Source organism: Nocardioides luteus, from assembly GCF_015752315.1.
Lineage (GTDB): Bacteria > Actinomycetota > Actinomycetes > Propionibacteriales > Nocardioidaceae > Nocardioides.
On sequence record NZ_JADOVJ010000001.1, the window covers coordinates 2,429,166 to 2,454,287 of the forward strand.

Here is a 25,122-nt window from a genome sequence, read left to right on the forward strand (position 1 = left end):
AGGAGAAAACCGACATGTCCAAGCTGCGCTCCCTCACCGCGCTCGCGGGTGCTGCGACCCTGACCCTCGCCCTGGCCGCCTGCGGCGGCGGGGCCACTCCCGAGAAGGCCGCCGCGGGCGGCGAGGTCGGCCCCGACCAGATCTGCCCCGACGGCACCCTGACGATGGGCGTCGAGCCCTTCGAGGACCCCAAGAACCTGATCCCCGTCTACGAGACCCTGGGCAAGGCCCTCGGCGAGGAGCTCGGCTGCGAGGTCGAGGTGCAGATCTCCGACACGTACGTCGCCGAGATCCTCGCCATGCAGAACGGCAAGCTCGACATCGGCCAGTTCGGGCCGCTGGGCTACGTCTTCGCCCAGAAGCAGGCCGGTGCCACGCCGCTGGCCTCCTTCGCGGGCGAGGACGGCAAGGTCTCCTCCTACACCGGCGGCATCTGGGTCCCCAACGACTCGCCGATCGAGACCGTCGAGGACCTGAAGGGCTCGACCCTGGCGCTGTCGGAGTCGGGCTCCACCTCGGGTGACGCGGTGCCGCGCAAGGCTCTCATCGACGCCGGGATCGAGAAGGACGTGAAGGCGGAGTACGCCGGTGGTCACACCGAGGCGCTCCTGGCCCTGGTCAACGGCAAGGTCGACGCCGCCGAGATCAACAGCCAGACCCTGGCCTCGGCGACCGCCGAGGGCCAGTTCGACGAGTCGGCCTTCCGCCAGATCTGGGAGTCGGAGCCGATCCTGAACGACCCGATCGCGGCCGGTCCGAACATGACGCCCGAGGTGTCCGAGGCGGTCCAGAAGGCGCTGCTGAACCTGCCCGCCGAGTCGGTCGCGGAGATCGGCGAGTACCTCGACTTCACCCCGCCGGCCGGCAAGCCGGCGCTCGTCGCGGTGACCGACGAGGACTACCAGCCCGTCACCGACCTGGCCGAGGCCCTCGACCTGACCACGGACGACCTCTGATGGGCGCTGATCACCTCCCCGGAGCGGCCATGCTGCGTATCGACGGCCTGAGGAAGGCGTTCGGGGAGAAGACGGTCCTGGACGGCCTGTCCTTCGAGGTCGCCTCCGGGGAGGTGGTCAGCCTGCTGGGGGCCAACGGCTCGGGCAAGTCCACCTCGCTGCGATGCGTGGTCGGTCTGGAGCGTCCCGACGCCGGGACGATCACCGTCGACGGCGTCACCGCCAGGCCCGCGGAGGCGATGCCGACGGTGGCGATGGTCTTCCAGAAGATCCATCTGGTGCCCCGCCGCAGCGTGCTCGACAACGTCTGCGCCGGCGCGCTCGGACGGCTCGGCCTGGGCCGCTCCTGGTCGGTGCTGGCCTTCCCGCGCGAGGTCCAGGCCGAGGCGATGGCGTGCCTGGACCGGGTCGGCCTCGCCGACCGCGCCCGGGAGAAGGCGGGCCGTCTCTCCGGTGGCCAGCAGCAGCGGGTCGCCGTCGCCCGCGCCCTGTGCCAGCGGGCCAAGGTGCTGCTCGCCGACGAGCCGGTCTCGGCGCTCGACCCGGCCGCCTCGGAGCAGGTGATGCACCTGCTCCGCTCGCTGGCCGACGACGACGGCCTCGCCGTGGCCGCGGTGCTCCATCAGCCCGACCTGGCGCGCCGCTTCTCCGACCGCGTCCTCGGTCTGGCCGGCGGTCGGCTGGTCTTCGACAGCAGCAGCGCCGAGATCGACGACGAGACGGTGGCCGGCCTCTACCGGCCCGCCCTGGAGGCGCTGGAGGCGGCCGAGGCCGCCGAGATGAGGGAGTACGCATGAGCACGGTGACCAAGACTCCCGACCCGGGTCTGGAGATCCCGCCACGCTTCCGGCCGGCGGGGATCGCCCTCGCGGTGGTCATAGCGATCGGCCTGGTCGGCGTGCACTGGTACGCCGCGGTGCAGACCAACACCTCGCCCAAGGGGCTCCTCGAGGGCTGGCGGGGGCTGTGGAACTTCCTGTTCGGCGTCGACCGCACCTACCCGAACGGCAAGACCATCCATCAGGACGGCGCCTTCCCGCTCGACCTGCGCTGGTCCGAGACCATCCGGCCCGGCCTGGAGTACTGCCTGCTGACGATCTGGATCGGCCTGCTCGGCACGACCCTGTCGATCCCGGTGGCGCTGTTCTTCGCGGTGATCTCGTCGCGGACGACCAACCGGTTCGTGCCGCTGTGGCTGCTGGGCCGCGCGGTGATGTCGGTGCTGCGTGCGATCCCCGAGACGGTCTACGCGCTGATGTTCATCGCCGCGGTCGGCTTCGGCGCCTTCCCCGGGGTGATCGCGCTGGCGATCCACAACGTCGCGGTCATGGGCAAGCTGTGGTCCGAGGCCATGGACGAGGTGGACCAGGGGCCCGTCGAGGCGCTCCGCGTGGCCGGCGCCTCGCCCGCGCAGTCGGCAGCGCATGCGGTGCTGCCCGCCGTGATGCCGTCGCTGCTCGGGCTGCTGCTCTACCGGTTCGACACCAACGTACGCAGCTCGGTCATCCTCGGCACCGTCGGTGCCGGCGGCATCGGGTTCTTCATCAAGACCGAGGTGGACAGCTTCCACTTCGACACGATGATGACCTACGTCTGCATGGTGATCGTGCTGATCATCGCCATCGACCTCTTCTCGGCCTGGCTGCGCCGGAAGGTCGGCGCGGTCTGATGGCGCAAGTGGCGGTGTGGCGTGGCGGCGCCGAGGTGACTCTGGAGACCGTGGCGCTGCCGGAGCCGGGCCCGGGGGAGACGCTGGTCGAGATCGACCTGGCGACGGTATGCGGCTCCGACCACCACACCGTCTCCGGCCGGCGGCCCGGCGCCTGCCCGAGCGTGCTCGGTCACGAGGGCGTCGGCCGGGTCGTCGGCAGCGGTCAACGGGTGGTCTGGGGCGTCACCGTCTCGTGCGGCGCCTGCGACCGCTGCCTGCGGGGCCTCACCGCGAAGTGCCGCTCCGTGCGCAAGCTCGGGCACGAGACCTACGAGGCGGCCTGGCCGCTCTCGGGCACCTACGCCACCCATGTGCTCCTGCCCGCCGGCACCGCCGTGGTGCCGGTCCCGGACACGCTGGCGGACGAGGTCGCCGCCCCCGCCGGGTGCGCGACCGCCACCGTGATGGCGGCGCTGGAGCGGGCCGGCTCACTGCGCGGCCGCCGGGTGCTGGTGGTCGGCGCCGGGATGCTCGGTCTCACCGCGATCGCCGCCGCGGCCGACGCCGGCGCGGCCGAGGTCGTGGTGAGCGACGTCGTCCCCGCTCGGCTGGAGCTCGCCGCCGACTTCGGCGCCACCTCGACTCTCTCGGCCGGCCAGGGACTCCCGCCGGTCGATGTCGCGATGGACTTCTCCGGGGCCGCGCCGGCGATCGAGGCGGCGCTCGGCGCGCTCGACGTCGGCGGCTCCCTCGTCCTGGTGGGCTCGGTCTCCCCGGGGCCGGCGATCGCGGTCGACCCGGAGAGCATCGTGCGGGGGTGGCGGTCGGTCAGCGGCGTACACAACTACGAGCCGCGGCACCTCGAGCAGGCGGTCGCCTTCCTGGCCGCCTCGAGGCGTCCCTGGGCCGAGCTGGTCGAGGAACCCGTCGGGCTGGACCGGGTCGGTGACGTACTGACGAGGGAGCTGGGTAGGCCACGGGCGTCGGTGCGTCCGCGGGAGGACTAGGCTCGCTCCCCATGACCGAGTTCGCCGCCGTGATCCTTGTCGACCGTCGTGGGTGGGTGATGCTCCAGGAGCGTGACGAGCATCCGACGATCGCGCCGGAGAAGTGGTCCTTCAGCGGAGGCCACCTCGAGCCGGGGGAGGACCCGGTGACCGGCGCGGTCCGCGAGCTCGAGGAGGAGACCGAGGTGCGTCTCGCCCCCGAGGCCCTCGAGCTGGTCGCCGTCCAGGAGCTCCGCCACCCGGAGACCGGCACCGACGACACGATCCACCTCTACGCTGCCGGCGTCGACCTCACCGATGCCGACATCGTGTGCCACGAGGGCCGCCAGATCGTCTTCGTCGATCCCGCGAAGGCGCCTGACCTGGACCTCAGCGACTCCGCCCGGATCGGGCTCGCGCGGTTCCTCGGATCGGCCCAGCACGTGGCGCTATCCGGGTCGGAGCCCGTCAGGGTGGAGACGTAGAATCCCCTCCTATGGGTCTCCTCGAACGCATCGCCGCGCCGCAGGATCTTCGTGATCTCTCCGACGACCAGCTCGAGCTCCTCGCGAGCGAGATCCGCGACCTGATGATCAGGACCGTGGCCACCAACACCGGCCACCTCGGCCCCAACCTCGGCGTCGTCGAGCTGACGCTCGCCATGCACCGCGTCTTCGACAGCCCCCGCGACAAGATCATCTTCGACACCGGCCACCAGTCCTACGTCCACAAGCTCGTCACCGGCCGGTCCGGTGACTTCGGCACGCTGCGCCGCGAGGGCGGGATGAGCGGCTACCCGAGCCAGTCCGAGTCCGACCACGACCTGGTCGAGAACTCCCACGCCTCCACCGCGCTCTCCTACGCCGACGGGCTGGCCAAGGCCTTCACGATCCGTGGCGAGGACCGCCACGTCGTCGCCGTGATCGGCGACGGCGCCCTGACCGGCGGGATGGCCTGGGAGGCGCTCAACAACATCGCGATCCAGCACGACTCCAGGCTGGTCATCGTGGTCAACGACAACGGCCGCTCCTACACCCCGACCATCGGTGGTCTGGCCACGGCGCTGACCTCGCTGCGCACCAATCCCCGCTACGAGCTGCTCCTCGACATGGTCAAGCGCCGCCTCAACGCGGTGCCCGGGATCGGCGCGATGGCCTACGACGCGCTGCACGCGGTCAAGAAGGGCCTCAAGGACGCGGTCGCGCCCCAGGGCCTCTTCGAGGACCTCGGCCTGAAGTACGTCGGCCCCGTCGACGGCCACGACCGGCACGCCGTCGAGCAGGCGCTGACCTCGGCCAAGAAGTTCGGCGGCCCGGTGATCGTGCACGCGATCACCCGCAAGGGCTACGGCTACGACCCGGCCGAGCGCCACGAGGCCGACCAGTTCCACTCGCCGGGTCCCTTCGACGTCCAGACCGGGGCCGAGAAGCCCAAGGGCCGGATCTGGACCGACCACTTCTCCGACGCGATCGTGCGGCTGGGGGAGAGCCGGCCGGACATCGTCGCGATCACCGCGGCGATGATGCACCCCGTCGGCCTCGACGCCTTCCAGGCGCGCTTCGCCGAGCGCACCTTCGACGTCGGCATCGCCGAGCAGCACGCCGCCACCTCGGCCGCGGGCCTGGCGATGGGCGGGCTGCACCCGGTCTTCGCGGTCTACGCCACCTTCCTCAACCGCGCCTTCGACCAGGTGCTGATGGACTGCGCCCTGCACCGCGCCGGGGTGACGTTCGTCCTCGACCGATCCGGCGTGACCGGCGACGACGGCGCCTCCCACAACGGCATGTGGGACATGTCGCTGCTCCAGGTCGTCCCCGGCCTCCGCCTGGCCGCGCCGCGCGACATCACCCGTCTCAACGAGCTCCTCGACGAGGCCGTCGAGGTCGACGACGCGCCCACCGTCGTCCGCTTCCCGAAGGGCCCGCCGCCCGAGGACATCCCGACCGTCTCCAAGCTCGGCGGCGCCGACGTGCTCGCCCGCGTCGGCACCAAGGACGTCCTGGTCCTCGGCGTCGGCTCGATGGCCGAGGTCGCCATGGGAGTCGCCGAGCGGCTCACCGCCCAGGGCATCGGCGTCACCGTCGTCGACCCGCGCTGGGTCAAGCCGATCGATCCGGCTCTCGTCGAGGCGGCCGCCGACCACAGCCTCGTGGTCACCATCGAGGACAACGGCGTCACCGGCGGCGTGGGCGCGGCGTTCCTGCAGGCGCTGACCGCCGCCGACGTACGCACGCCGGTGAAGATCCACGGCATCCCGCAGGAGTTCCTCGACCACGCCAAGCGGCCGAAGATCCTGGAGGCCATCGGTCTGACCCCGCAGGCGATCGCCCTGGACACCATCGAGCGCCTGGGCGCGCTGACGTCCACGCCGCTGTCCCGAGACGTCAGCCTCTGACGGCGAGACGCCGAATTTTGACCCTGCGGACTCGGTCTCTCCGGCCGAGCCACTGGCGAAGTTCGGCTCGTCTGCGATTAGAGTGGGCCTGTCGGGGGCGACGAGGGCCCTCGGTCTTGTCACCACACAGCACTCGGGGGATTCAATGCTCTATGACGACCTCGTGGCCGAGTTCGCCTGGTCACCTGAGCAGATGTCGGCGCCGTTCGACCTCAAAGCGGCCGATGAGTTGATCCGCAAGAGGATCGAGAGCCGGCGACGCTCACCGCAGGCGACCGTGCGCCAACAAGCCCCGCGACAGCGGCAGAACGCCGTCGCGCCCGAGAAGGCATGAGCTGAGGCTCCTGCAGGAACGGATCGGCCCCCGACCGCATGGCGGTCGGGGGCCGGGCGCTTCCAGGGTCAGTGGAACTTCTTGCCGGTGACCTTCTCGGAGATGCCCTCACGGTCGAGGAGCTGGGTGATGCCGCCGTTCCAGAACTGGAAGCCGGCACCGGTGATCATCCCCAGGTCGATGTCCTCGGCAGCCTGGGCGACACCCTCGTCGAGCATCCGGCCGATCTCGTCGGCGATCGCCTCGAGGGTCTGCTGGCGTACCTCCTCGGGCGCCTTCACCACGTCGCCCACGGTGAGGAGCGCCTCGACCTCCGGGTCGAGGGTGCGGCCGTCGGCACCGAAGAACGAGGCCTTCTTGGCCTCGACGACCTTGTGGAGGTTCTCCGAGAGGTAGAACCGCTCGGGGAAGGCCTTCGCCAGGGTCTCGTTGTTGTGGTACGCGATTGCCGGACCGACCAGCCCGATGAGCTGGTAGGGCGACATCGGGGTGACGCCCGCGAAGGCGGACTCGACGACGTCGATCGGGGTGCCCTCGTCGGCGATCTTCGCGATCTCGCCCATGAAGCGGCCCAGGAGCCGGTTCACGATGAAGGACGGGCTGTCCTTGACCAGGATGGAGGTCTTCTTCAGCGACTTCGAGACCGAGAAGGCCGTCGCCAGGGCGGCCTCGGAGGTCTTCTCGCCACGGATGATCTCCAGCAGCGGCATCACCGCGACCGGGTTGAAGAAGTGGAAGCCCACGACCCGCTCGGGGTTCTTCAGGTCCGCCGCCATCTCGGTGATCGAGAGGCTGGAGGTGTTGGTGGCGAAGACCGCGGTCTCCGGCGCGACCGCCTCGGCGTTGGCGAAGACGGTCTTCTTGACGCCCATCTCCTCGAAGACGGCCTCGATGATGAAGTCGGCGTCGGAGAAGGCCTCCTCGTAGTCGACCGAGGAGGTGACCAGCGCCTTGAGGCGGTTGGTCGCGTCCTGGGACGCGCGGCCCTTGGCCAGCTTCTTGTCGAGCTCGGCGTGGACGTACGCCACGCCCTTGTCGGCACGCTCCTGGTCGAGGTCGACCATGACGACCGGCACCTTGAGACGCTGGACGAAGAGCAGCGCGAACTGCGAGGCCATCAGACCGGCACCGATGATGCCGACCTTGGTGACCTTCTGCGCGAGCGCCTTGTCCGGCGCGCCGGCGGGCCGCTTGGCCCGCTTCTGCACCAGGTCGAAGGAGTAGAGCGAGGCGAGCAGCTGCGGGGTCTTGGACATCGCCACGAGCGCGTCGTCCTCGGCCGCGAAGCCCTCGTCGCGGGTGGCGGTCTTGGCCAGGGTGAGCAGCTCGACGGCCTTCTTGGCGGCCGGGGAGGCGTCGCCGGTCTTGGCCCAGGCGAAGAAGCCCGCGTTCTTGGCGGCCTCGTCCCACGCCTCGCCGCGGTCGATCTCCTCACGGGAGACCTCGACGGTCCCGGACAGGACGCCGTCGGCCCACAGCAGCGACTGCTCGAGGTAGTCGGCGCCACCGAACATCGCGTCCGCGATGCCCAGGTCGAAGGCCTCGGCGCCCTTGAGCACCTTGCCGTTGTTGAGAGGGTTCTCGATGAAGACCTTGGCGGCCTTGGCCGGGCCGATCAGGTTCGGCAGCAGGTAGCCACCGCCCCAGCCGGGGATCAGGCCGAGCATGACCTCCGGCAGGCCGACGGCCGGCACCGAGTCCTGGATGGTGCGGTAGTCCGCGTGCAGCGCGACCTCGAGGCCACCGCCGAGCGCGAGCCCGTTGATGAAGCCGAACGACGGCTTCTTCGTCGTGCCGTCGCCGTCGCCCAGCTTGCGGAAGACGGCGTGGCCGAGCTCGGCGATCGTACGGATCCCGTCGGCGCCACCGGCCTGCAGCGAGGTCAGGTCGGCACCGGCCGCGAGGATGAACGGCTTGCCGGTCACCGCGATCGCGTCGATCTCGGGGTCGGCCAGCGCCGCGTCGTACGCGGTGTTGAGCTCGACCAGCGACTTCGGCCCGAAGGTGTTCGGGCGGGTGTGGTCGTGGCCGTTGTCGAGGGTGACCAGGCCGAGGACCTTGCCGGAGGGCAGCGTGACCTTCTGCAGCTTGGCCGCGGTCACGACCTCGTCGTCGGAGAAGAGCTTCTCCACGTCGGCGAGAAGCGTGTTGATGTCCGTCATGTCAGGCCTCCGCGCCGTTCCAGTGAGGGTTCTCCCAGATGACCGTGCCGCCCATACCCAGGCCGATGCACATGGTGGTGAGGCCGTAGCGGACCTCGGGGCGCTCCTCGAACTGACGGGCCAGCTGGATCATCAGCCGCACGCCGGAGGAGGCCAGCGGGTGACCGAACGCGATCGCGCCGCCGTAGGGGTTCACGCGGTCGTCGTTCTGGTCGATGCCGAAGTGGTCCAGGAACGCGAGCACCTGGATCGCGAAGGCCTCGTTGATCTCGAAGGCCTCGATGTCGTCGATGGTGAGCCCGGCCTTGGCCAGCGCCTTCTCGGTCGACGGGATCGGGCCGACGGCCATGACCTCGGGGGCGACGCCGGCGAAGGCGTAGGACACCAGCCGCATCTTGATCGGCAGCCCGAGCTCCTTGGCGACCTCCTCGGAGGCCAGCAGCGAGGCGGTCGCGCCGTCGTTGATGCCCGCCGCGTTGCCCGCGGTCACGCGACCGTGGGGGCGGAACGGGGTCTTGAGCTTGGCGAGGTCCTCGGTGGTGGTGCCGGGACGCATCGGCTCGTCGGTGGTGGCCAGACCCCAGCCGTTCTCGGCCGAGCGGGTGGCGACGGGGACCAGGTCGGGCTGGATCTTGCCGTCGGCGTACGCCTTGGCAGCCAGCTCCTGGGAGCGGACCGCGAACGCGTCGGTGCGCTCCTTGGTGATCGCCGGGTAGCGGTCGTGGACGTTCTCGGCGGTGTTGCCCATGACGAGCGCGCTCGGGTCGACCAGCTTCTCGGAGATGATCCGCGGGTTCGGGTCGACGCCCTCGCCCATCGGGTGGCGGCCCATGTGCTCGACACCACCGGCGATGGCGACGTCGTAGGCGCCGAAGGCGATGCCGCCGGCGGTCGTGGTGACCGCGGTCATCGCGCCGGCACACATCCGGTCGATCGCGTAGCCCGGCACGGACTGCGGGAGCCCGGCGAGCAGGCTCGCGGTGCGGCCGATGGTGAGGCCCTGGTCGCCGATCTGCGTGGTCGCGGCGATGGCGACCTCGTCGATCCGCTCCGGGGGAAGATCGGGGTTGCGGCGCGTGAGCTCACGGATGAGCTTGACGACGAGGTCGTCGGCGCGGGTCTCGGCGTACTGGCCCTTGGCCTTGCCGAAAGGTGTGCGTACGCCGTCGACGAAGACGACTTCTCGCAGCTGTCGGGTCACCGTGTCACTCCATGTGAATTGCCGGTCGGTTGCCGCTGGGCGGCGCTGTTGTTGCGGGCACCGGTGGTGGTGCCCCCGATGCGTACATTACCCGCAAGTAACAACGGCCGCATCGAGGGGGAGGTCACATCGGAGATCGGGACGTGGTCGCCGGCCTCCGCGCGTCGGCTTGGGAATATCGGGGGCCTCCACGATGCTGCGCTGTCGTCATGTGGAAGCGTGTATTGAGAAGGTTGAGCCCCAGGGTCGAGACCCCGGGCGAGGCAAGCGACGGCGAGGCCCGCGAGGGTCGTACGCAACGGGAGGAGGCACCGATGGCCGGATCACGACTGGTGCACATCGTGGACGACCTGCCCGAGGAGATCATGCTCGCCGGCGGCGAGCGGCTGCCGCTGGTGGTGGTCCTGGACGGGTTCCTCGACGCGGGCAAGGCCTCCGAACGGGCGGCGGCCCACCTGATCCAGACCTCCAGGCGAGCGCCGGTGGTCGCGACCTTCGACGTCGACGAGCTCCACGACTACCGGGCCCGTCGCCCGGCGATCTCGTTCGTCAGCGACCACTACGAGTCCTTCGACGCGCCGCGGCTGGTCGTCCGGCTGCTCAAGGACACCGGCGACACGCCCTACCTCCTGCTGCACGGCCCCGAGCCGGACAACCGCTGGGAGGCCTTCGCCGGCGCCGTACGCGAGGTCATCGAGCGCCTCGGCGTGACCGAGGTCATCTCGCTCACCTCGGTGCCGATGGCGGTGCCGCACACCCGGCCGCTGACCACGACCAGGCACGCCAACGACGCGGCGCAGGAGCTCACCGGCCAGGTCTGGGAGAGCCCCTGGAAGGGCGAGATCCGGATCCCCGCCTCCGCGCAGGCCATGCTGGAGGTACGCCTGGGGGAGTGGGGCCTGCCCATGGGCGGCTACGTGGTGCACATGCCGCACTACCTCGCCCAGAGCGACTTCCCCGCCGCTGCGGTCGTGCTCATCGAGGAGCTCGAGCGCGCGGCCCGGCTGACGATCCCGGTCTCCGACCTGGAGGCCGAGGCGCAGCGCCGCGAGGAGGAGATCGCCTCCTACATCGAGGACAACGCCGAGGTGCGGGAGGTGGTCGCCGCTCTCGAGCAGCAGTACGACACCTTCCAGCGTGGTGAGGAGTCCGGACGCTCGCTGCTGGCGCCCGACGAGCCGCTGCCGACCGGTGACGAGCTCGGCGAGCAGTTCGAGCAGTTCCTGGCCGGGCTGAACGGCCCCGACCCCGATGACGGCCCTGAGAAGGATTGAGGGACACTCACTCCTATGACGACCGACGCCGTAGCGGCGGATCAGGCGGTGGCCGAGCTGGTGGGCGTGCTCGACCTCGTCGAGATCGACAAGGACCTGTTCCACGGTGCCACTACGACCCGCAACTCGCGTGGACGCGCCTACGGCGGCCAGGTGGCCGCCCAGGCGCTGATGGCCGCGATCCGCTCGGCCGACCCGGCCTTCACGGTGCACTCGATGCACTCCTACTTCCTGCTGCCGGGCGACCCGTCCTACCCGATCGTCTACGACGTCGAGCGGATCCGCGACGGGCGCTCGTTCGAGACCAGGCGGGTCCGGGCGCGGCAGAAGGGCCGCGACATCTACTACCTCACCGCCAACTTCCAGCGTGAGGAGACCGGCTTCGAGCACCAGGACGCGATGCCGTCCGTCCCGCCGCCCGAGAAGTGCATCGACTTCCTGAAGCTGATGGCCGACTCGGGTTCGCCCGAGGCCGTGTCGCTGGCTCGTGAGTGGGAGGCGGTCGAGGTGCGCGCGGTCGGCAACTCCCTGCTCGGCATCGAGCCCGACCCCGCCCGCCCCGCGCAGCAGCGCCTGTGGATCCGCCTGGGTGCCTCGCTCCCCGACGATCCCGACATCCAGCGCGGCGCCTTCACCTGGGCCTCCGACATCTCGCTGCTCGGCGCCTCGCTGGCAGCCCACTCGCTGGACCACAAGGGCATCCAGATGGCGTCCTTGGATCACACGATCTGGTTCCACCGCCCCTTCCGTGCCGACGAGTGGTGGCTCTACGACCAGGAGAGCCCCTCGGCCTACGGTGGCCGCGGCCTGTCCATCGGGCGCGTCTTCACCGCCGACGGCACCCTGGCCGCGACGGTGGCCCAGGAGGGCCTCATCCGCCCGCCCCGCGCCTGAGGCCGCCGACCCGGCGCGTCAGCCCCGTCATCTCCCGCCGACCCGGCGCGTCAGTCCAGTCCTCACGCGCCGAGTCGGCGCATCTGTCCCATCATCCCGTCAGGGAATAGGTCGGCGCACTATCGCACGGCCTGGTTGCCTGCCGCGATAGTGCACCACAGCGGCCGCTAAGGTGGCGGCGTGGATCAGATCACGGTGTACGAGAAGCCGACCTGCACGACGTGCCGGAACCTGTTCGTCCTCCTCAAGGAGGAGGGCATCGACTTCGAGAAGGTCGACTACCACGTGCTCGGCCTGCAGGCCGAGGAGGTCAGGGACATCCTGGCGAAGACCGGGCTGAGCGCCCGCGACGTGCTGCGCAAGCGGGAGCCGGTCTACAAGGAGCTCGATCTCGGCGGCCGCGACCTCTCCGAGGACGAGCTCGTCGACCTGATGGTGGAGCACCCGGCGCTGATGGAGCGCCCGATCGTGATCAAGGGCGACCGCGGCGTGCTGGCCCGGCCGATCGAGAAGGTGCGCGAGCTGTTCTGAGGCGTCAGGCCCGGAGCCGCTCGACCGGCTGACCGGTGGTGCGGGTGATGAGGTCGACGTCGTTGTCGGCGTGGAGCACCGTGAGGTCGGCCTCCTCGGCGACCGCTGCGACCAGCAGGTCGGGGACCGACGGCGCCCGGTGGCGGCCGCCGCGCAGCACGAGGCGCTGGATCTCCAGCGCCCGCGCCTCGGTGCGTGGGGTGAGGGTCGCGAGCGGCATGTGGACCACCGGCACGTCCTCGACGAGCTCGGACCACTCCTGCTCCGAGCGGGCCAGGTGGCCGATCTCCAGCAGGGTCGTGGTGGTGATGCGTACCTGTCCCAGCTCGATCAGGCGGGACCACTTCTCAGCGTCGGGGCTGGTGGACATCCGGGCGAGCGCCGACCGGTGCACCAGCCAGGGTCGAACTACGACCATGCGTCACGCATCAGGCCCCGGTCGGCCAGCGCGGCGAACTTCGCGAAGTCGGCAGCGGCCACGGGGCGCGCCGGTGGCAGCGGGCGGAGCGCGTCGGGTGTGAACCAGCGACGGAGATAGTCGTCGCGGGTGAGCCCGAGCCGCGTCGCCTCGGTGTCGATGCGCGCGAGCTCGTCATCCGAGAGCCCTCGGATCAGTACGTCGGACATGTCTGTCCACCTCCTGGACGGAAGATGCTAGCCCAGGGCAGGCCGTCGAGGTGGGATCAGGGGCGGGTCGCGCGGTGGACCCAGGTGGACTCGACCTCCATGCCGACGTGGCGGTAGAGGTCGAGGGCGCCGGTGCGGGAGTCCGTCGACAGCGTCGCGCGCGTCGCTCCGTGGGCCCGAGCGGCGCCGAACGCGTCGGCGAGGAGCGCCTGGGCCAGGCCGCGGTTGCGCTGGTCCTTGCGGGTGGCCAGCTTGCTGACGTACCCCTCCCGGCCGTCCTCGGTCATCACCAGCACCGCCGCGGCGACCACGTCGCCGTCCGGGCCGGTGACCACCCGGATGTTCCAGGGCTCGGCGCCGGGACGATCGACGACGGTGGCGACCCAGTCGGGGTAGGGCTCGCGCTCGCGCTCGGACCACTCGAGGAAGGCGTCCTCGATCACGGTCCAGACCTGCTCGTGGTCGTGCGGCGTGGCAGCCCTGATCGCGTACGCATCGGGCAGCTCCCGCACCGGGATCGTCGTGTCCTCCGGTAGCACCAGCACCCAGGACTCCCAGCGGGTGAACCAGCCCAGCGACTCCAGCAGCCGGTCGCCGGGTGAGCCCTGGGGCACCGGCATGCCGATGACCGGCTCGCCGAGCTCGCCGGCGCGGGCGCTGATCCAGCCGGCCAGCGCGGTGCCGATCCCGCGGCCCCAGTGCTCGGGGTGGACGGCCGCGTCGGCGCGAGCACCGCCGGAGCACTCGGCGTAGCCGACCAGCTCACCGGTCGGCGCCAGGACGCCGACGGTGGCGGCGCCGACGTCGAAGGAGGGCCGCTGCCACTCCGCGACGATGTCGGCCTCCTCGATGTGGACCTCGCCCGTCGTGGCCACCTCGTCCGCGGCCATCACGCGGGTCACGCCGCCGGCGTCCGCCAGTGTCAGGGGGCGCTCCGAATAACCCGTGGGGAGCTGAAGTGAAGCAGGCATGCGAGCACCGTCTCACCTGCGAGACCCCGCTCGCCACGGGTTAAATCGGGTGGCTCACAGGGCGGTCGTACGTCCCAGCAGGTGCAGGGTGTCGGAGCCGCGCTTGTGGAGCGAGAAGTCGTAGCCGTCCAGGTGCTTCAGCGACCCGAAGGCGACCGAGGACGGCAGGAAGACCGGCTTCTTGAACGCCACGTCCACGCGCACCGCGCCGGGGAGCCGGTTCTCCAGGGCCGCGATGCAGCGCGCCTTGGTCCACATCCCGTGGGCGATCTGCCGCTTGAACCCGAGCGCCTTCGCGGTCAGCGGGTAGAGGTGGATCGGGTTGTAGTCGCCGGCGACCTTGGCGTAGCGCCGTCCCAGGTCGGCCTTCAGCGGGAAGACCGGGCCCGAGGGATCGACCTCGATGAGGTCTCGCCCCTGAGTGGGACCCAGCCAGGAGACGTCGGGGTTGCGCTTCCCGCGGACCAGGTAGGTCGAGGTCGACTCCCACACGACCTCGCCCTCGACGGTGGCGACGGTCAGGAACCGGTAGGCCTTCCCGACCGGGTGCGGCTCAGGCTGTCCCACGGTGGCGGTCACGGCGACGGCCTCGCCGACCGAGATCGGCCGGTAGCCGCTGATCGAGTTCTCGATGTGGACCATGCCCATCGCGGGCGAGGGGAAGTCCGGCGAGGACATCAGCGCCATGTGCAGCGGGAAGGCCAGCATGTGCGGATAGGGGAGCGGCACGGTGTCCTTGAGCGGGAAGCCGCACAGCTCGGCGTAGGCGTCGACCGCGTCACGTTCGAGGACGACCGGCTCGCGGGTGAGGCTGAGCTCCTCGTAGGTCACCCCGGTCTTCTTGATGCCGGGGAGCGCGTTGACGCCGGGAATGGCGGGCAGGGCCGCTCGGATGAGCAGGCCAGGGCCCGACCTGCCCGTGAAGATGTCGCTCATCACGCACCCAGCATCATCTGGCCGCACACCCGCACGACGTTGCCGTTGACGGCGGTGGAGGCCGGCGAGGCGTACCAGGCGATCGTCTCGGCGACGTCGACCGGCAGGCCACCCTGCGCCATCGCGTTGAGCCGCTGACCGACCTCGCGCGTCGCGAACGGGACCGCGGCGGTCATCTGGGTGATGATGAAGCCCGGGGCCACGGCGTTGATGGTGATGCCGTCGGGGAGCTCCTCGGCCAGCGAGTCGACGAAGCCGATGACCGCAGCCTTCGAGGCGCCGTAGGAGGTCTGGCCGACGTTGCCGGCGATGCCCGCGATCGAGGAGACGCCGATGATGCGGCCGTTGGGGCGGATCAGCTTCTGCTCGAGCAGCTCGGCGGTGATCCGCTCCGGGGCGCTGATGTTGATCTCCAGGACGGTGCCGAAGCGGTCGGGCTTCTGGTTGGCGAGCTTCTTGTCGAGGGTGACGCCGGCGTTGTGGACGACGATGTCGACGCCGCCGAACTTCTCCTGGAGGTAGGAGGCGATCGTGGCGGGGGCGTCGTCGGTGGTGATGTCGGCGGTGATGTAGTCGGGGGTGACCTTCTTCAGGTCGTCCTCGGACGGCGGGATGTCGAGGCCGACGACCGTCGCGCCGTCGCGCTGCAGGACCTTGGCGATCTCCTCGCCGATGCCGCGGGCGGCGCCGGTGACGAGGGCGACCTTGCCGGTCAGCGGCTTCTTCGGATCCACCTGCTCGGCGGCGGTGGAGGCGTTCTTGGTGCCGATCCGGACGACCTGGCCGGAGACGTAGGCGCTCTTCGGGGAGAGCAGGAAGGCGAGCGTGGAGAGCAGGGAGCCCTCGAAGCCCTCGGCGACGTAGACGAGCTGGACCGTGCCGCCCTTGCCGATCTCCTTGCCGAGGCTGCGGGTGAAGCCCTCCAGCGCGCGCTGGGCGACCCGCTCGCCGCCCTTGACCTGCTCGGGCGGGGTGCCGATCACGACCACGCGCGGGTTGTTGTCCAGGCTGCGCAGCACGGGGGTGAAGAACTCCTGCAGCGCGACGAGGTCGGACGTCGAGGTGAGGCCGGTGGCATCGAAGACGAGGCCCTTGAAGCGGGCGCCGGAGGCCGCGGTGTCGGTCGAGGTGATGTCCAGCTCGCCGAGCAGGCCGCTCAGGGACTCGGCCAGACGACCACGCCCGCCGGTGAGGACGGTGCCCTTCACGAGCGGGGCACCGGCTGCGTACCGCTCGAGCTTGGCGGGGCTCGGCAGCCCGAGGTTCTTGACGAGGACCTTGCCGATCGCCGACTGGGTGAAGCTCTGGTACTTGTCGCTCATGGTCTGCTCTGATCCTTCTGGACGTGGTCTCTGAGGCGTACGTTGGTATGTTACTGGCCAGTTGTAACTAGGCGTGTAACTCTGTGTCCACTTTTCGTGATCTCCCTGACATACCCTTCTCCAAAGAGCTTCATCAGACAAGGATGAACCCATGACCACCACCCGTCGTGTCGCCATCGTGGGCGGCAACCGCATTCCCTTCGCCCGTTCCAACGGTGCCTATGCGACCGCGTCGAACCAGGAGATGTTCACCGCCGTCCTCGACGGCCTCGCCGCTCGCTTCGGCCTCGAGGGCGAGCGCATCGGTGAGGTCGCCTCCGGCGCGGTGCTCAAGCACTCGCGCGACTTCAACCTGACCCGTGAGTCGGTGCTCGGTTCGAAGCTGGCTCCCGAGACGCCCGCCGTCGACCTGCAGCAGGCCTGCGGCACCGGCCTCCAGGCAGCGACCTACATCGCCAACAAGATCGCCCTCGGTCAGCTCGACTCGGGCATCGCCGGCGGCACCGACACCACCTCCGACGCGCCGATCGCGCTGGGGGAGAAGCTGCGCAAGGTCCTGCTCGAGGCCAACCGTGCCAAGACCAATGTCGACCGGATCAAGGCGTTCGCCAAGCTCCGCCCCGCCGACATCATCCCCAACATCCCGGCCAACGTGGAGCCGCGCACCAAGCTCTCCATGGGCGAGCACGCCGCGCTGACCGCGCTCGAGTGGGGGATCACGCGGGAGGCCCAGGACGAGCTGGCCGCCGCCTCGCACCAGAAGCTGGGCGCTGCGTACGAGGCCGGCTGGTTCGAGGACCAGATCACCCCGTTCCGCGGCCTGGAGAAGGACAACAACCTCCGCCCCGGCTCGACCGTGGAGAAGCTCGCGACGCTCAAGCCCGTCTTCGGCGTCAAGGGCGAGAACCCGACCATGACGGCCGGCAACTCGACCCCGCTGACCGACGGCGCCTCCGCCGTGCTCTTCGCCAGCGAGGAGTGGGCCGCCGCCAAGAACCTGCCGGTCCTGGCCTACTTCGTCGACGCCGAGGTCGCCGCTGTCGACTACGTCGCCGGTGGCGAGGGCCTGCTGATGGCTCCCGCCTACGCCGTCCCGCGCCTCCTCGCCCGCAACGGCCTCACCTTCGACGACTTCGACTTCTTCGAGATCCACGAGGCGTTCGCGTCGCAGGTCCTCTCCACCCTCGCCGCCTGGGAGTCCCCGGACTTCTGCAAGGACAAGCTCGGCCTCGACGCCCCGCTTGGCACCGTCCCGCGCGAGAAGCTCAACGTCAAGGGCTCCTCGCTCGCCGCCGGCCACCCCTTCGCCGCCACCGGCGGCCGGATCATCAACAACCTCGCCAAGCTGCTCGACGAGAAGGGCTCGGGCCGCGGCCTGATCTCCGTCTGCGCCGCCGGCGGCCAGGGCGTCGTCGCCATCCTGGAGAAGTAAAACCTGCCGAGGCGTCACCCGCGTCGGCCGAAGCGTCACTCCCCGTCGGCCGAGCTGGCATCCGACTGCCGGCTCGGCCGACGTACGTGACGCCTCGACTTTGCGCCTGCGCCGAATCGGTAGAAATGGCGGCCGAATAGGTGGTTGTGGGCGACGAAACTCGAGTTTCGTCGCCCACAACTGCATTCTCGACGCGCCAGAAGAGCAGATTCGGCGGGGGCTACTTGGCGGTGAGGGCCAGGGCCGAGGTGACGAGGAAGTCGCGGACCTGGTCGGGGGAGACGGAGCCGACGGTGGGTACGCCGGGGGCGGACTCGGAGACCAGGATGCCGACCCGGGCGAGCTGGAGGGCGCCGAGGCCGGAGGCGTAGAGCGTGTTGGCCAGCAGGTTGGCGTCCTTCACGTGGAGCTCGCCGGTGGCGGCACCGTCCTCGAAGACCGTGGTGAGGATGGTGAGGCAGCCGTTCATCGCGCGGCCCAGGCGGAACAGCGCGCTCTCGGAGAGCTCGTCGAGCAGGTCGGAGCCGCTGCGGCGCATCAGTGTCTGGGCGCAGTCGACGAAGGCGGGGTGCTCGATCCCGTAGTCGACGAAGGTGCCGACGACGTCGCGGACCACGTCGATGGGCGAGCTGTCGCCCTCGGTTGCGATGAGCATCCGCTCGCGCAGCTCGTCGAGATAGCCGACCAGGGTCAGCGCGAAGATCTCGTCCTTGCCGGTGAAGTGGCGGTAGACGATCGCGCGGTTGATGCCGACCGCCTTGGCGATGTCCTCGATCTGCGCGTCGCTCACGCCGCGCTCGTCGAAGAGCCTGCGGGTGGCCGCGACGATGTCTGCCTCACGCGCGCGTCGTCGGGCGGCGGCGGCCGAGCGGCGGCCGTCCGATGCGGATCCGTGGGCCGAAGCGGAGCCCGAGGCGGAGTAGGAGGTCGGTGGTCGGGTGCTCACAAGCACACTGTACGCGGTGTGCAACTCCGAGTTGCACTGTGCGTGTGCGGCCTCACACCTCACCGCTGGAGCAGTGCCTTCCGAGCGCTGGCGACGTCATCGGTGGTGACGTAGTCGACCCCGGCGACCGCCGCCCGGAGCACGGACGCGGTGCCGACCGCCGGCCAGGTGCCGACCTCGGCGCCCTGGCGGCGGTAGCGGTCGACGAGTGCGGCGTCGAGCAGCCGGGTGTGGATGTGCACCTGTGCGAAGGCGCCGTCGTGGACGTCCGCGGGATCGGGCTCGTCCTTGACCGCGACCTTCTCCATCCCGGTCCGCTCGGCGCCGGGGAAGTCGAAGTGGCTCGCCTCGAAGCTCATGAAGATCGCCTTGTCGTCGTGGCCCGTCCGGGAGACCCAGCCGGGCCGTAGCGAGACGACCTTGCGGTAGAGCGCACCCATCTCAGCGGCGCTCTCGCCCTTGAGCTCGACCACGAGTCGCACCCGGTGCCCGTGGAGCCGCTCGGCGGTCTCGATGGCGTCGAAGGTCTCCTCGATGGTCGGCACCCGGACGCCCCGGAACTGCGGTGCCATCCACGAGCCCGCGTCGAGCGACTGCACCTCGGCGAGCGTGAACTCGCGGGGACTCGCGGTCCTCCGGTCGGGGAAGCGGGTCTCGACGTCGGTGGTGCGCCTGAAGTCGTCGTCGTGCAGCAGGACCCACTCACCGTCGGCCGTGGGCTGGAAGTCCATCTCGATGAAGTCGGCCCGCTGCCGCACCGCGCTGCGGAACGCATCCAGGGTGTTCTCCGGGTAGTTGAGCGAGTCGCCGCGCCAGGCCATCACGCCGACCGGTCTGTTCCCGATGGCGTAGACGGCTGCCGTGGGCCCCGCGAACGCGGGCGCGCCGTGATGCTCCCGAACGACCGTCCGGAACCGGGTCTTCCCCACGTCCCGAGTCCTGAAGGCGTACGTCGCATGGCCGGTCGCGTCGCTGGTGAGGTCGGCGACCTTCGCCCATCCCCGGCCGCTGTCGCGCTGGAGGGTGAGCACCCGTCCGGGCCGGGCGGGCGCGGCGAAGAGGGTGATCCGCACCGCGCTGCCGGCACGCACCGACCTCGGCATGCTGGTCGTGACGGCCTGCGGCTGCCCGAAGAGCGTACGCGGCTCCGTGACCCGTTCCGGCCAGTCCTGACCCCGATCATCGATGCCGGGGGCCAGGACCCGCCAGCGCGTCCTCCAGGAGGACTGGACCACGGTGAAGGAGTACCGCCCGGAGGTCGCGACGACCTGACGCTGAACCGCCTGCCAGTCTCCGTCGTGATAGCGCTGCAGCCGCACCACCCGACTGACGCCGGAGCCGATCGAGCCGCTCAGCGTGAACGTCTCCTGCAGGATCGGCCGGGTGACGCTGGGGGACGGGGCCGCGGCCGTCTCCTCGGCTGAGGCGGACCTGGCGGGTCCGAACGCCGAGACGGAGGCGACGGGCCAGAAGATCATCGTCAGCGTCGCGAGCAGCGCGACGACGCGGGCGTAGGGGGACACGCGCAGTGAGGTTAAGGGGTCGGCCGGGCGCACCTTCACCCGGTATCCACATCAGGTCACTGAAGATACATTCTGACCGTCTCGATCGTGTCCGCCTCCGCCGGCGACTTGTCGTCGCGATAGCGGACCACCCGGGCGAACCGCAGCGCGACACCGCCGGGATAGCGGGTGGAGCGCTGCACCCCGTCGAAGGCGATCTCCACCACCTGCTCGGGTCGGACCTTCACCTGCCAGTCGTCGGTGCCGCCGACGGCGAGCTCGGTGAACCGCTCGGTCTGCCAGGCGAGCATCTGGTCGGTCATGCCCTTGAACGTCTTGCCGATCATCACGAACTCGCCGTCGGCGCCCCTGGCGCCGAGGTGGATGTTGGAGAGCCAGCCCTTGCGGCGCCCCGAGCCCCACTCGATGCCGATGACGACGAGGTCGAGGGTGTGGACGGGCTTGACCTTGATCCAGCCCGAGCCGCGCCGCCCCGCCTCCCAGGGCAGGCCGACACCCTTGACGACGACGCCCTCGTGGCCGGCGGCGAGCACATCGCTGGCGAACCGCTCCGCCTCCTCGGTGTCCACCGTGACCAGCCGCGGCGGCCGGTGCTGCTCGGGGACGATCCGGTCGAGCTCGGCGAGGCGCTGGTCGAGCGCGAGGTCGATGAGGTCGCGGCCGTCGACGTGGAGGATGTCGAAGAAGTAGGGCACCACGGCCGATCCGGGCGCCGACCGGGTCGCGGTGCGCGAGGCGGTCTCCTGGAACGGCCGCGGTCGTCCGTCGGGGCCGAGGGTCATCGCCTCGCCGTCGAGCACGAGCGTGTCGGCCGGGAACGAGGCGACGATCTCCGCCACCTCGGGCAGCCGCGCGGTGATGTCCTCCAGGGTGCGGGTCGCGATGCGTACCTCCGGGCCGGACTTGTGGGCCTGGATCCTGATGCCGTCGAGCTTGGTGTCGACCATGACCGCCTCGCCGAGCTTGGCCATCGCCTCCTCGACCGAGCCCGCGGAGGAGGCCAGCATCGGGAGCACGGGTCTGCCCACGACCAGCCCGACGTCGGCGAGCGCCTCCTCGCCGTCGAAGGCGAGCCCGGCGACCACCACGGTCGATCCGGCGAGCATCGCGGCGCGGCGTACGGCCGTCAACGGCACCTGCGCCGCCACCGCCAGTGCCTCCTGGACGAGCGAGTCGAGGGCGCCCTGACGGACCTCTCCGGTCACCACGCCCCGCAGCCACGCCTGCTCGGACTCCGTCGCCGCGCCGAACAGCGCCTCGGCCTCGCGCGCCCGCTCGACCTGCGAGCCGGCCCCGGCCACCCGGGACATCCGCTCGAACGCCTCGTGCACCTCGCCGACCGTCAGCGACGGCTCGGCCGCAGGTGAGGGGAGCGCGCTGAGCGAACGCCACCCCAGCCCCGTACGCCGCTGCAGGAGCGTCCCGGACAGATAGGCCGTCACGACCGGGAGCTCGTCGCGCGACGTGGCGGCGAGACACTCCGCCAGGGCGGCGACCTTCGCCTTCCGCGACCGGGTCGCGGCGACGGTGTTCGAGGTGGAGACGATGTCGGCGAGCAGCATGCCTCCAGTGAACCTCACACCACCGACAAACGGGCGTGCCCTCGCGCGTCGCCTACGCGGCAGGCATCCGTTCCGGGTCGCGCCCGAGCAGGCGCAGGGCGTCGTGCCACCGGTCCGTGCCGTGCTCGCCGAGAGGCGCGCTGAACACCGGCGTGCCGCTGGGCCGCGCAGCGATCTGGCGGGCCAGGTCGAGGACGAGGGCGACGGTCGCCTCCGACGGCTGATAGGCGCGTCCCACGGCGGTGGCGACGTCCCAGGCATGGACGGCGGCGTCGAGCAGCTGCATGCCCAGCGCCATCGCGACGGTCGGCCGGAAGCCGAACTCGGCGAGGTGGATCGTCGCCTCCGGGTCGGCGGCCGTGAAGGCATCCCGGACTCGGGTGGCCGAGTCCTGCCATCGCCGGGCGACGTCGTCGAGGGTCACCGGCACGGAGGCGTACGCAGCGACAGGGGCGTCGCCGTCGGCGACAGCGGCGGCGAAGCCGAGGTTCTGCCCGACCATGTGGCCGAACAGGTCGGCGAGGTCCCAGTCGGCGCACGGGGTGGGAACGCTCAGATCGGCCACCTCGGAGGCGAGCGCGGTGGTGTCGTCGAGGGCGCGGTCGTACTCCGCGAGCATCTCCGGAAAAGTAAGCATGTGTTGATCGTAAGCATAAGTAGACGATATGTCGAGCGGTTACGATTCTGCGGTGGATCGACCCGAGCTCGGCTTCCTGCTGTCCCGTTTGATGCGCGAGGTGATGGCGCGCGAGAAGCCGATCCTCGAGGCCGCGGGGCTGGAGATGTGGGACTACGCGGTGCTGACCGCGCTGGCCGAGTCGGACGCGCCCACGCAGGCACAGCTCGCCGCGACCACCGGACGCGACAAGACCCGGTTGATCGGCAACCTGGACCGCCTCGAGGCCGACGGCATGGTCGAGCGCCAGCCCGACCCGGCGGACCGGCGCAACCGGATCGTGTCCCTGACGCCCGCCGGCTCGCGCGTTCTCGACCGCTGTCGCAAGGCCATCGCAGCCATGGAGACCGAGCTGCTGGCCGACCTGGACCCGGGTGACCGGGCCGGCTTCGAGCGGGCGCTGACGACCCTCGCCGAGGCCGGCCGATGAGCGGTGCGCTCGCCGCGGCCCAGGCCTGGCTCCAGGACGAGCTGCCGAACCTGCTGAAGCGGCGCCGGGTGCCCGCCGCGGCCGTCGGCGTGCTCCACGACGGTCAGGTCGTCGACCACGCCCACGGCATCCTCAACCTCGACACCGGCGTCGAGGCGACCACCGACACGCTGTTCCAGGTCGGCTCGATCACCAAGCTGTGGACCACAGACCTGGTGATGCAGCTCGTCGACGAAGGCAGGATCGGCCTCGACGACGAGATCGTCCGCCACCTGCCCACCTTCCGGGTCGCCGACGAGGAGGCGGCCCGGACGATCACGGTGCGCCAGCTGCTCGCCCACACCGCCGGCTTCGAGGGCGACGTCTTCACCGACCACGGACCCGGCGACGACGCGGTCGAGCGGTTCGTCACCTCGATGGGCGACCTGCCGCAGATCTTCGCGCCGGGGGAGCGGTTCTCCTACTGCAACGCGGGCTTCGCCGTGCTCGGGCGGCTGGTCGAGGTGCTGCGCGGCACCACCTGGGACCGGGCGCTCCAGGAGCATCTCGCCGCCCCGCTCGGTCTCACCCACCTCGCCACGACGCCCTATGACGCGATCCGGTTCCGCACCGCGATGGGCCACATCGACCCCGGTCCCGAGCATGTCCTCCGCCCGGGACCGTCCTGGGGGATGGCGCGGGCCAGCGGTCCCGTCGGCGCGATGCTCTCGATGCGCGTACGCGACCTGCTCGGCTTCGCCGCCATGCACCTGGCCGATGGCGTGGCCGCCGACGGTACCCGCGTCGTCTCGGCCGCCTCCTGCGCCGACGTCCTCACCCGGCAGGTCGACCATCCCGCCTCCACCCGGTCCGACGGTCGCGGCCTGGGCTGGTCCCTCGACGACACCAGGCAGGGGATCGTCGGGCACGACGGTCAGACGATCGGGCAGTCGGCGTTCTTCCGGATGGTCCCCGAGCGCGGGCTCGCGGTCGCGCTGCTCACCAACGGCGGCGACACCTACGGGCTCTACCACGACGTCGTCGGGCGGCTGCTCGACGACCTCGCCGGCGTACGCATCATCCCCGACCCCGTGCCGCCCCAGCAGCCGCCGTCGGGCTTCGACGCCGACCGCCTGCTCGGCATCTACCGCGCCCGGATCGTCGACTGGACGCTGCGCCGGGCCCCCGACGGACGGTTGTGGGTCGAGGAGATCCCCGGCCCGGAGGCGGCCGCCGTCGGCGACGAGCCGCAGAGCTACCAGGTCCTGCCGTACGCCGCCGACCAGGTCGTCACCGCCGACCCGCTGCACGGCGTGCACCACGTCTTCGGGTTCACCGGCCACGACCCGTCCGGCCGGGCGACGCATCTGACCACGAGCCGCGTCTTCCCGCGGGTTAGCCTCGAAGCATGAGTGCGCAGCGGACGGTCCGTCCGGGCTATGCGGTGGGCCTCGCCTCGATGCTGCGGCCGCTGCGGCGCGGGCTCGGGGACCCGACGTACAAGATCATCGGCGAGGACCACTGGCGCGCCATCCGTACGCCGCACGGACCCGCCACGCTCAGGCTGCGCCAGCGCGACGCCGACGCCGTCGTCGAGTCCGAGGCGTGGGGCGAGGGTGCCGAGTGGGCGCTGGAGCAGGTGCCGGCGCTGCTCGGGGCCGACGACCGCCCGGAGGAGTTCCGCACCGACGACCCGCTGCTCGCGACGCTGCTGGAACGCTTCGAGGTGCCCCGCTTCGGACGTACCGGACTGGTCATGGAGGCGCTGGTGCCCTCGATCATCGAGCAGAAGGTGACCAACCACGAGGCGTTCCGCGGCTTCGGCAACCTGGTCCGCCGCTTCGGCGAGGCCGCCCCGGGTCCCGGTGCCGACCACGGGCTGCGCCTGCAGCCCTCGCCGGAGGCGCTGCGCGCCATCCCCAGCTGGGACTGGCTGCGTCTGCCGGTCGACCCGGCCCGCTCCAAGGCCGTCCTGCAGGCGGCCCGCGTCGCCTCGGCGGTCGAGCGCACCGCCGGTCTTCCCGGCGAGGAGGTCGAGCGCCGGCTGACCACCATCCCGGGCGTCGGTGAGTGGACCGTCGCCGAGGTCCGCCAGCGCGCTCTCGGTGACCCCGACGCGGTCAGCTTCGGCGACTACCACCTCGCCAAGGACGTCGGCTGGGCGCTGACCAACGCGGCGTGGGACGACGACCGGCTTCGCGACTATCTGGAGAGTTTCCGGCCGCACCGTGCTCGCGTGGTGGCGCTGATCTATCGGGGGGCTGGGAAACGGCCTCGGCGGGGGCCGAAGATGTCGCCTCGGACGCATCTGCCTTCTTGAGACTCGGCAGGCCC

25 protein-coding genes are annotated in these 25,122 nt (G+C 70.8%); 14 read left to right on the forward strand and 11 right to left on the reverse strand.

The window, feature by feature from the left end:
• Positions 1 to 14 precede the first annotated feature (14 nt).
• From HD557_RS11680 to HD557_RS11710, 7 genes are all read left to right on the forward strand, one after another.
• Positions 15 to 956, forward strand: a complete 942-nt coding sequence (locus HD557_RS11680; RefSeq protein ID WP_196874005.1) for a phosphate/phosphite/phosphonate ABC transporter substrate-binding protein — start codon at positions 15 to 17, stop codon at positions 954 to 956.
• The gene (locus HD557_RS11685) at positions 956 to 1,753 is read left to right on the forward strand and encodes a phosphonate ABC transporter ATP-binding protein (RefSeq protein WP_196874006.1); all 798 of its coding nucleotides are present in this window, start codon (positions 956 to 958) and stop codon (positions 1,751 to 1,753) included. Before HD557_RS11680 ends, HD557_RS11685 begins: the two co-directional genes overlap by 1 nt.
• Positions 1,750 to 2,625 carry a phosphonate ABC transporter, permease protein PhnE gene (phnE, locus tag HD557_RS11690; protein WP_196874007.1) on the forward strand — a complete coding sequence of 292 codons (876 nt, stop codon included), beginning with the start codon at positions 1,750 to 1,752 and terminating at the stop codon, positions 2,623 to 2,625. The genes HD557_RS11685 and phnE overlap by 4 nt, the downstream gene beginning before the upstream one ends.
• Positions 2,625 to 3,614, forward strand: a complete 990-nt coding sequence (locus tag HD557_RS11695) for a zinc-binding dehydrogenase (protein WP_196874008.1) — start codon at positions 2,625 to 2,627, stop codon at positions 3,612 to 3,614. Before phnE ends, HD557_RS11695 begins: the two co-directional genes overlap by 1 nt.
• 11 nt (positions 3,615 to 3,625) lie before the next feature.
• A complete protein-coding gene (locus HD557_RS11700; RefSeq protein WP_008360273.1) occupies positions 3,626 to 4,078 on the forward strand; it encodes an NUDIX hydrolase in 453 nt (150 codons plus the stop codon).
• A gap of 11 nt (positions 4,079 to 4,089) precedes the next feature.
• Complete coding sequence (dxs, locus tag HD557_RS11705) at positions 4,090 to 5,988, forward strand: 1-deoxy-D-xylulose-5-phosphate synthase (protein WP_196874009.1); 1,899 nt, start codon at positions 4,090 to 4,092, stop codon at positions 5,986 to 5,988.
• A gap of 145 nt (positions 5,989 to 6,133) precedes the next feature.
• The gene (locus HD557_RS11710; protein ID WP_008360269.1) at positions 6,134 to 6,322 is read left to right on the forward strand and encodes a hypothetical protein; all 189 of its coding nucleotides are present in this window, start codon (positions 6,134 to 6,136) and stop codon (positions 6,320 to 6,322) included.
• Positions 6,323 to 6,390: 68 nt separating this feature from the next.
• On the opposite strand, the gene HD557_RS11715 is transcribed toward HD557_RS11710, so the two are convergent.
• Positions 6,391 to 8,484 (reverse strand): 3-hydroxyacyl-CoA dehydrogenase NAD-binding domain-containing protein, encoded by a 2,094-nt coding sequence (locus HD557_RS11715; RefSeq protein WP_008360267.1) that lies wholly within the window; start codon positions 8,482 to 8,484, stop codon positions 6,391 to 6,393.
• Position 8,485: 1 nt separating this feature from the next.
• Positions 8,486 to 9,685 carry a thiolase family protein gene (locus HD557_RS11720; protein ID WP_008360265.1) on the reverse strand — a complete coding sequence of 400 codons (1,200 nt, stop codon included), beginning with the start codon at positions 9,683 to 9,685 and terminating at the stop codon, positions 8,486 to 8,488.
• A 314-nt stretch (positions 9,686 to 9,999) separates the two neighbouring features.
• On the opposite strand from HD557_RS11720, the gene HD557_RS11725 reads away from it, so the two are divergent.
• The 3 genes from HD557_RS11725 (at position 10,000) to HD557_RS11735 (ending at position 12,384) form a co-directional block, all read left to right on the forward strand.
• Complete coding sequence (locus tag HD557_RS11725; protein WP_008360264.1) at positions 10,000 to 10,959, forward strand: PAC2 family protein; 960 nt, start codon at positions 10,000 to 10,002, stop codon at positions 10,957 to 10,959.
• 15 nt (positions 10,960 to 10,974) lie between these two features.
• A complete protein-coding gene (locus tag HD557_RS11730; RefSeq protein ID WP_040755512.1) occupies positions 10,975 to 11,853 on the forward strand; it encodes an acyl-CoA thioesterase in 879 nt (292 codons plus the stop codon).
• Between the two features lie 180 nt (positions 11,854 to 12,033).
• Positions 12,034 to 12,384 carry an arsenate reductase family protein gene (locus HD557_RS11735; RefSeq protein WP_196874010.1) on the forward strand — a complete coding sequence of 117 codons (351 nt, stop codon included), beginning with the start codon at positions 12,034 to 12,036 and terminating at the stop codon, positions 12,382 to 12,384.
• Between the two features lie 4 nt (positions 12,385 to 12,388).
• On the opposite strand, the gene HD557_RS11740 is transcribed toward HD557_RS11735, so the two are convergent.
• From HD557_RS11740 to HD557_RS11760, 5 genes are read right to left on the reverse strand one after another with little or no spacing between them, the layout of a single operon-like run.
• A complete protein-coding gene (locus tag HD557_RS11740) occupies positions 12,389 to 12,802 on the reverse strand; it encodes a PIN domain-containing protein (RefSeq protein WP_008360258.1) in 414 nt (137 codons plus the stop codon).
• Positions 12,793 to 13,011, reverse strand: a complete 219-nt coding sequence (gene vapB, locus HD557_RS28655; RefSeq protein WP_008360256.1) for a type II toxin-antitoxin system VapB family antitoxin — start codon at positions 13,009 to 13,011, stop codon at positions 12,793 to 12,795. The genes HD557_RS11740 and vapB overlap by 10 nt, the downstream gene beginning before the upstream one ends.
• A gap of 56 nt (positions 13,012 to 13,067) precedes the next feature.
• Entirely contained in the window at positions 13,068 to 13,982 is a 915-nt protein-coding gene (locus HD557_RS11750) for a GNAT family N-acetyltransferase (protein WP_196874011.1), read from the reverse strand.
• A 54-nt stretch (positions 13,983 to 14,036) separates the two neighbouring features.
• Positions 14,037 to 14,918, reverse strand: coding sequence for a MaoC/PaaZ C-terminal domain-containing protein (locus tag HD557_RS11755; protein WP_008360251.1), 882 nt, complete (start codon positions 14,916 to 14,918; stop codon positions 14,037 to 14,039).
• Positions 14,918 to 16,240, reverse strand: coding sequence for a 3-oxoacyl-ACP reductase (locus HD557_RS11760; RefSeq protein WP_196874012.1), 1,323 nt, complete (start codon positions 16,238 to 16,240; stop codon positions 14,918 to 14,920). Before HD557_RS11760 ends, HD557_RS11755 begins: the two co-directional genes overlap by 1 nt.
• 151 nt (positions 16,241 to 16,391) lie before the next feature.
• Between HD557_RS11760 and HD557_RS11765 the strand changes: the two genes are divergently transcribed.
• Entirely contained in the window at positions 16,392 to 17,672 is a 1,281-nt protein-coding gene (locus HD557_RS11765) for an acetyl-CoA C-acetyltransferase (protein ID WP_008360246.1), read from the forward strand.
• Positions 17,673 to 17,892: 220 nt separating this feature from the next.
• Here HD557_RS11765 and HD557_RS11770 read toward each other — a convergent pair whose 3' ends face one another.
• The 4 genes from HD557_RS11770 to HD557_RS11785 are packed head-to-tail and all read right to left on the reverse strand — an operon-like array spanning position 17,893 to position 22,340.
• On the reverse strand, positions 17,893 to 18,618 hold the full coding sequence (locus tag HD557_RS11770; protein WP_008360244.1) for a TetR/AcrR family transcriptional regulator: 726 nt from the start codon (positions 18,616 to 18,618) through the stop codon (positions 17,893 to 17,895).
• A gap of 59 nt (positions 18,619 to 18,677) precedes the next feature.
• A complete protein-coding gene (locus HD557_RS28975; protein WP_196874013.1) occupies positions 18,678 to 20,141 on the reverse strand; it encodes a glycerophosphodiester phosphodiesterase in 1,464 nt (487 codons plus the stop codon).
• Positions 20,142 to 20,197: 56 nt separating this feature from the next.
• On the reverse strand, positions 20,198 to 21,703 hold the full coding sequence (locus HD557_RS11780) for an ATP-dependent DNA ligase (protein ID WP_196874014.1): 1,506 nt from the start codon (positions 21,701 to 21,703) through the stop codon (positions 20,198 to 20,200).
• Between the two features lie 52 nt (positions 21,704 to 21,755).
• Entirely contained in the window at positions 21,756 to 22,340 is a 585-nt protein-coding gene (locus tag HD557_RS11785) for a TIGR03086 family metal-binding protein (protein ID WP_196874015.1), read from the reverse strand.
• A 52-nt stretch (positions 22,341 to 22,392) separates the two neighbouring features.
• Here HD557_RS11785 and HD557_RS11790 point away from each other — a divergent pair, with 52 nt between their 5' ends.
• Genes HD557_RS11790 through HD557_RS11800 form a run of 3 tightly spaced genes read left to right on the forward strand, consistent with a single transcriptional unit; the run spans position 22,393 to position 25,108 of the window.
• Positions 22,393 to 22,809: a MarR family winged helix-turn-helix transcriptional regulator gene (locus HD557_RS11790; RefSeq protein WP_196874016.1), complete on the forward strand. Its 417-nt coding sequence runs from the start codon at positions 22,393 to 22,395 to the stop codon at positions 22,807 to 22,809.
• Complete coding sequence (locus HD557_RS11795; protein ID WP_196874017.1) at positions 22,806 to 24,200, forward strand: serine hydrolase domain-containing protein; 1,395 nt, start codon at positions 22,806 to 22,808, stop codon at positions 24,198 to 24,200. The genes HD557_RS11790 and HD557_RS11795 overlap by 4 nt, the downstream gene beginning before the upstream one ends.
• On the forward strand, positions 24,197 to 25,108 hold the full coding sequence (locus HD557_RS11800) for a DNA-3-methyladenine glycosylase family protein (RefSeq protein ID WP_196874018.1): 912 nt from the start codon (positions 24,197 to 24,199) through the stop codon (positions 25,106 to 25,108). Before HD557_RS11795 ends, HD557_RS11800 begins: the two co-directional genes overlap by 4 nt.
• Positions 25,109 to 25,122: the final 14 nt, after the last annotated feature.

Excerpts from the sequence above, each read along its gene's own strand:
- HD557_RS11680 (WP_196874005.1), top strand. The coding sequence starts at position 15 with ATGTCCAAGCTGCGCTCCCTCACCGCGCTCGCGGGTGCTGCGACCCTG.
- HD557_RS11685 (WP_196874006.1), top strand. The coding sequence starts at position 956 with ATGGGCGCTGATCACCTCCCCGGAGCGGCCATGCTGCGTATCGACGGC.
- phnE (WP_196874007.1), top strand. The coding sequence starts at position 1,750 with ATGAGCACGGTGACCAAGACTCCCGACCCGGGTCTGGAGATCCCGCCA.
- HD557_RS11695 (WP_196874008.1), top strand. The coding sequence starts at position 2,625 with ATGGCGCAAGTGGCGGTGTGGCGTGGCGGCGCCGAGGTGACTCTGGAG.
- HD557_RS11700 (WP_008360273.1), top strand. The coding sequence starts at position 3,626 with ATGACCGAGTTCGCCGCCGTGATCCTTGTCGACCGTCGTGGGTGGGTG.
- dxs (WP_196874009.1), top strand. The coding sequence starts at position 4,090 with ATGGGTCTCCTCGAACGCATCGCCGCGCCGCAGGATCTTCGTGATCTC.
- HD557_RS11710 (WP_008360269.1), top strand. The coding sequence starts at position 6,134 with ATGCTCTATGACGACCTCGTGGCCGAGTTCGCCTGGTCACCTGAGCAG.
- HD557_RS11715 (WP_008360267.1), bottom strand. The coding sequence starts at position 8,484 with ATGACGGACATCAACACGCTTCTCGCCGACGTGGAGAAGCTCTTCTCC.
- HD557_RS11725 (WP_008360264.1), top strand. The coding sequence starts at position 10,000 with ATGGCCGGATCACGACTGGTGCACATCGTGGACGACCTGCCCGAGGAG.
- HD557_RS11730 (WP_040755512.1), top strand. The coding sequence starts at position 10,975 with ATGACGACCGACGCCGTAGCGGCGGATCAGGCGGTGGCCGAGCTGGTG.
- HD557_RS11740 (WP_008360258.1), bottom strand. The coding sequence starts at position 12,802 with ATGGTCGTAGTTCGACCCTGGCTGGTGCACCGGTCGGCGCTCGCCCGG.
- vapB (WP_008360256.1), bottom strand. The coding sequence starts at position 13,011 with ATGTCCGACGTACTGATCCGAGGGCTCTCGGATGACGAGCTCGCGCGC.
- HD557_RS11750 (WP_196874011.1), bottom strand. The coding sequence starts at position 13,982 with ATGCCTGCTTCACTTCAGCTCCCCACGGGTTATTCGGAGCGCCCCCTG.
- HD557_RS11755 (WP_008360251.1), bottom strand. The coding sequence starts at position 14,918 with ATGAGCGACATCTTCACGGGCAGGTCGGGCCCTGGCCTGCTCATCCGA.
- HD557_RS11760 (WP_196874012.1), bottom strand. The coding sequence starts at position 16,240 with ATGAGCGACAAGTACCAGAGCTTCACCCAGTCGGCGATCGGCAAGGTC.
- HD557_RS11765 (WP_008360246.1), top strand. The coding sequence starts at position 16,392 with ATGACCACCACCCGTCGTGTCGCCATCGTGGGCGGCAACCGCATTCCC.
- HD557_RS11780 (WP_196874014.1), bottom strand. The coding sequence starts at position 21,703 with ATGCTGCTCGCCGACATCGTCTCCACCTCGAACACCGTCGCCGCGACC.
- HD557_RS11785 (WP_196874015.1), bottom strand. The coding sequence starts at position 22,340 with ATGCTTACTTTTCCGGAGATGCTCGCGGAGTACGACCGCGCCCTCGAC.
- HD557_RS11795 (WP_196874017.1), top strand. The coding sequence starts at position 22,806 with ATGAGCGGTGCGCTCGCCGCGGCCCAGGCCTGGCTCCAGGACGAGCTG.
- HD557_RS11800 (WP_196874018.1), top strand. The coding sequence starts at position 24,197 with ATGAGTGCGCAGCGGACGGTCCGTCCGGGCTATGCGGTGGGCCTCGCC.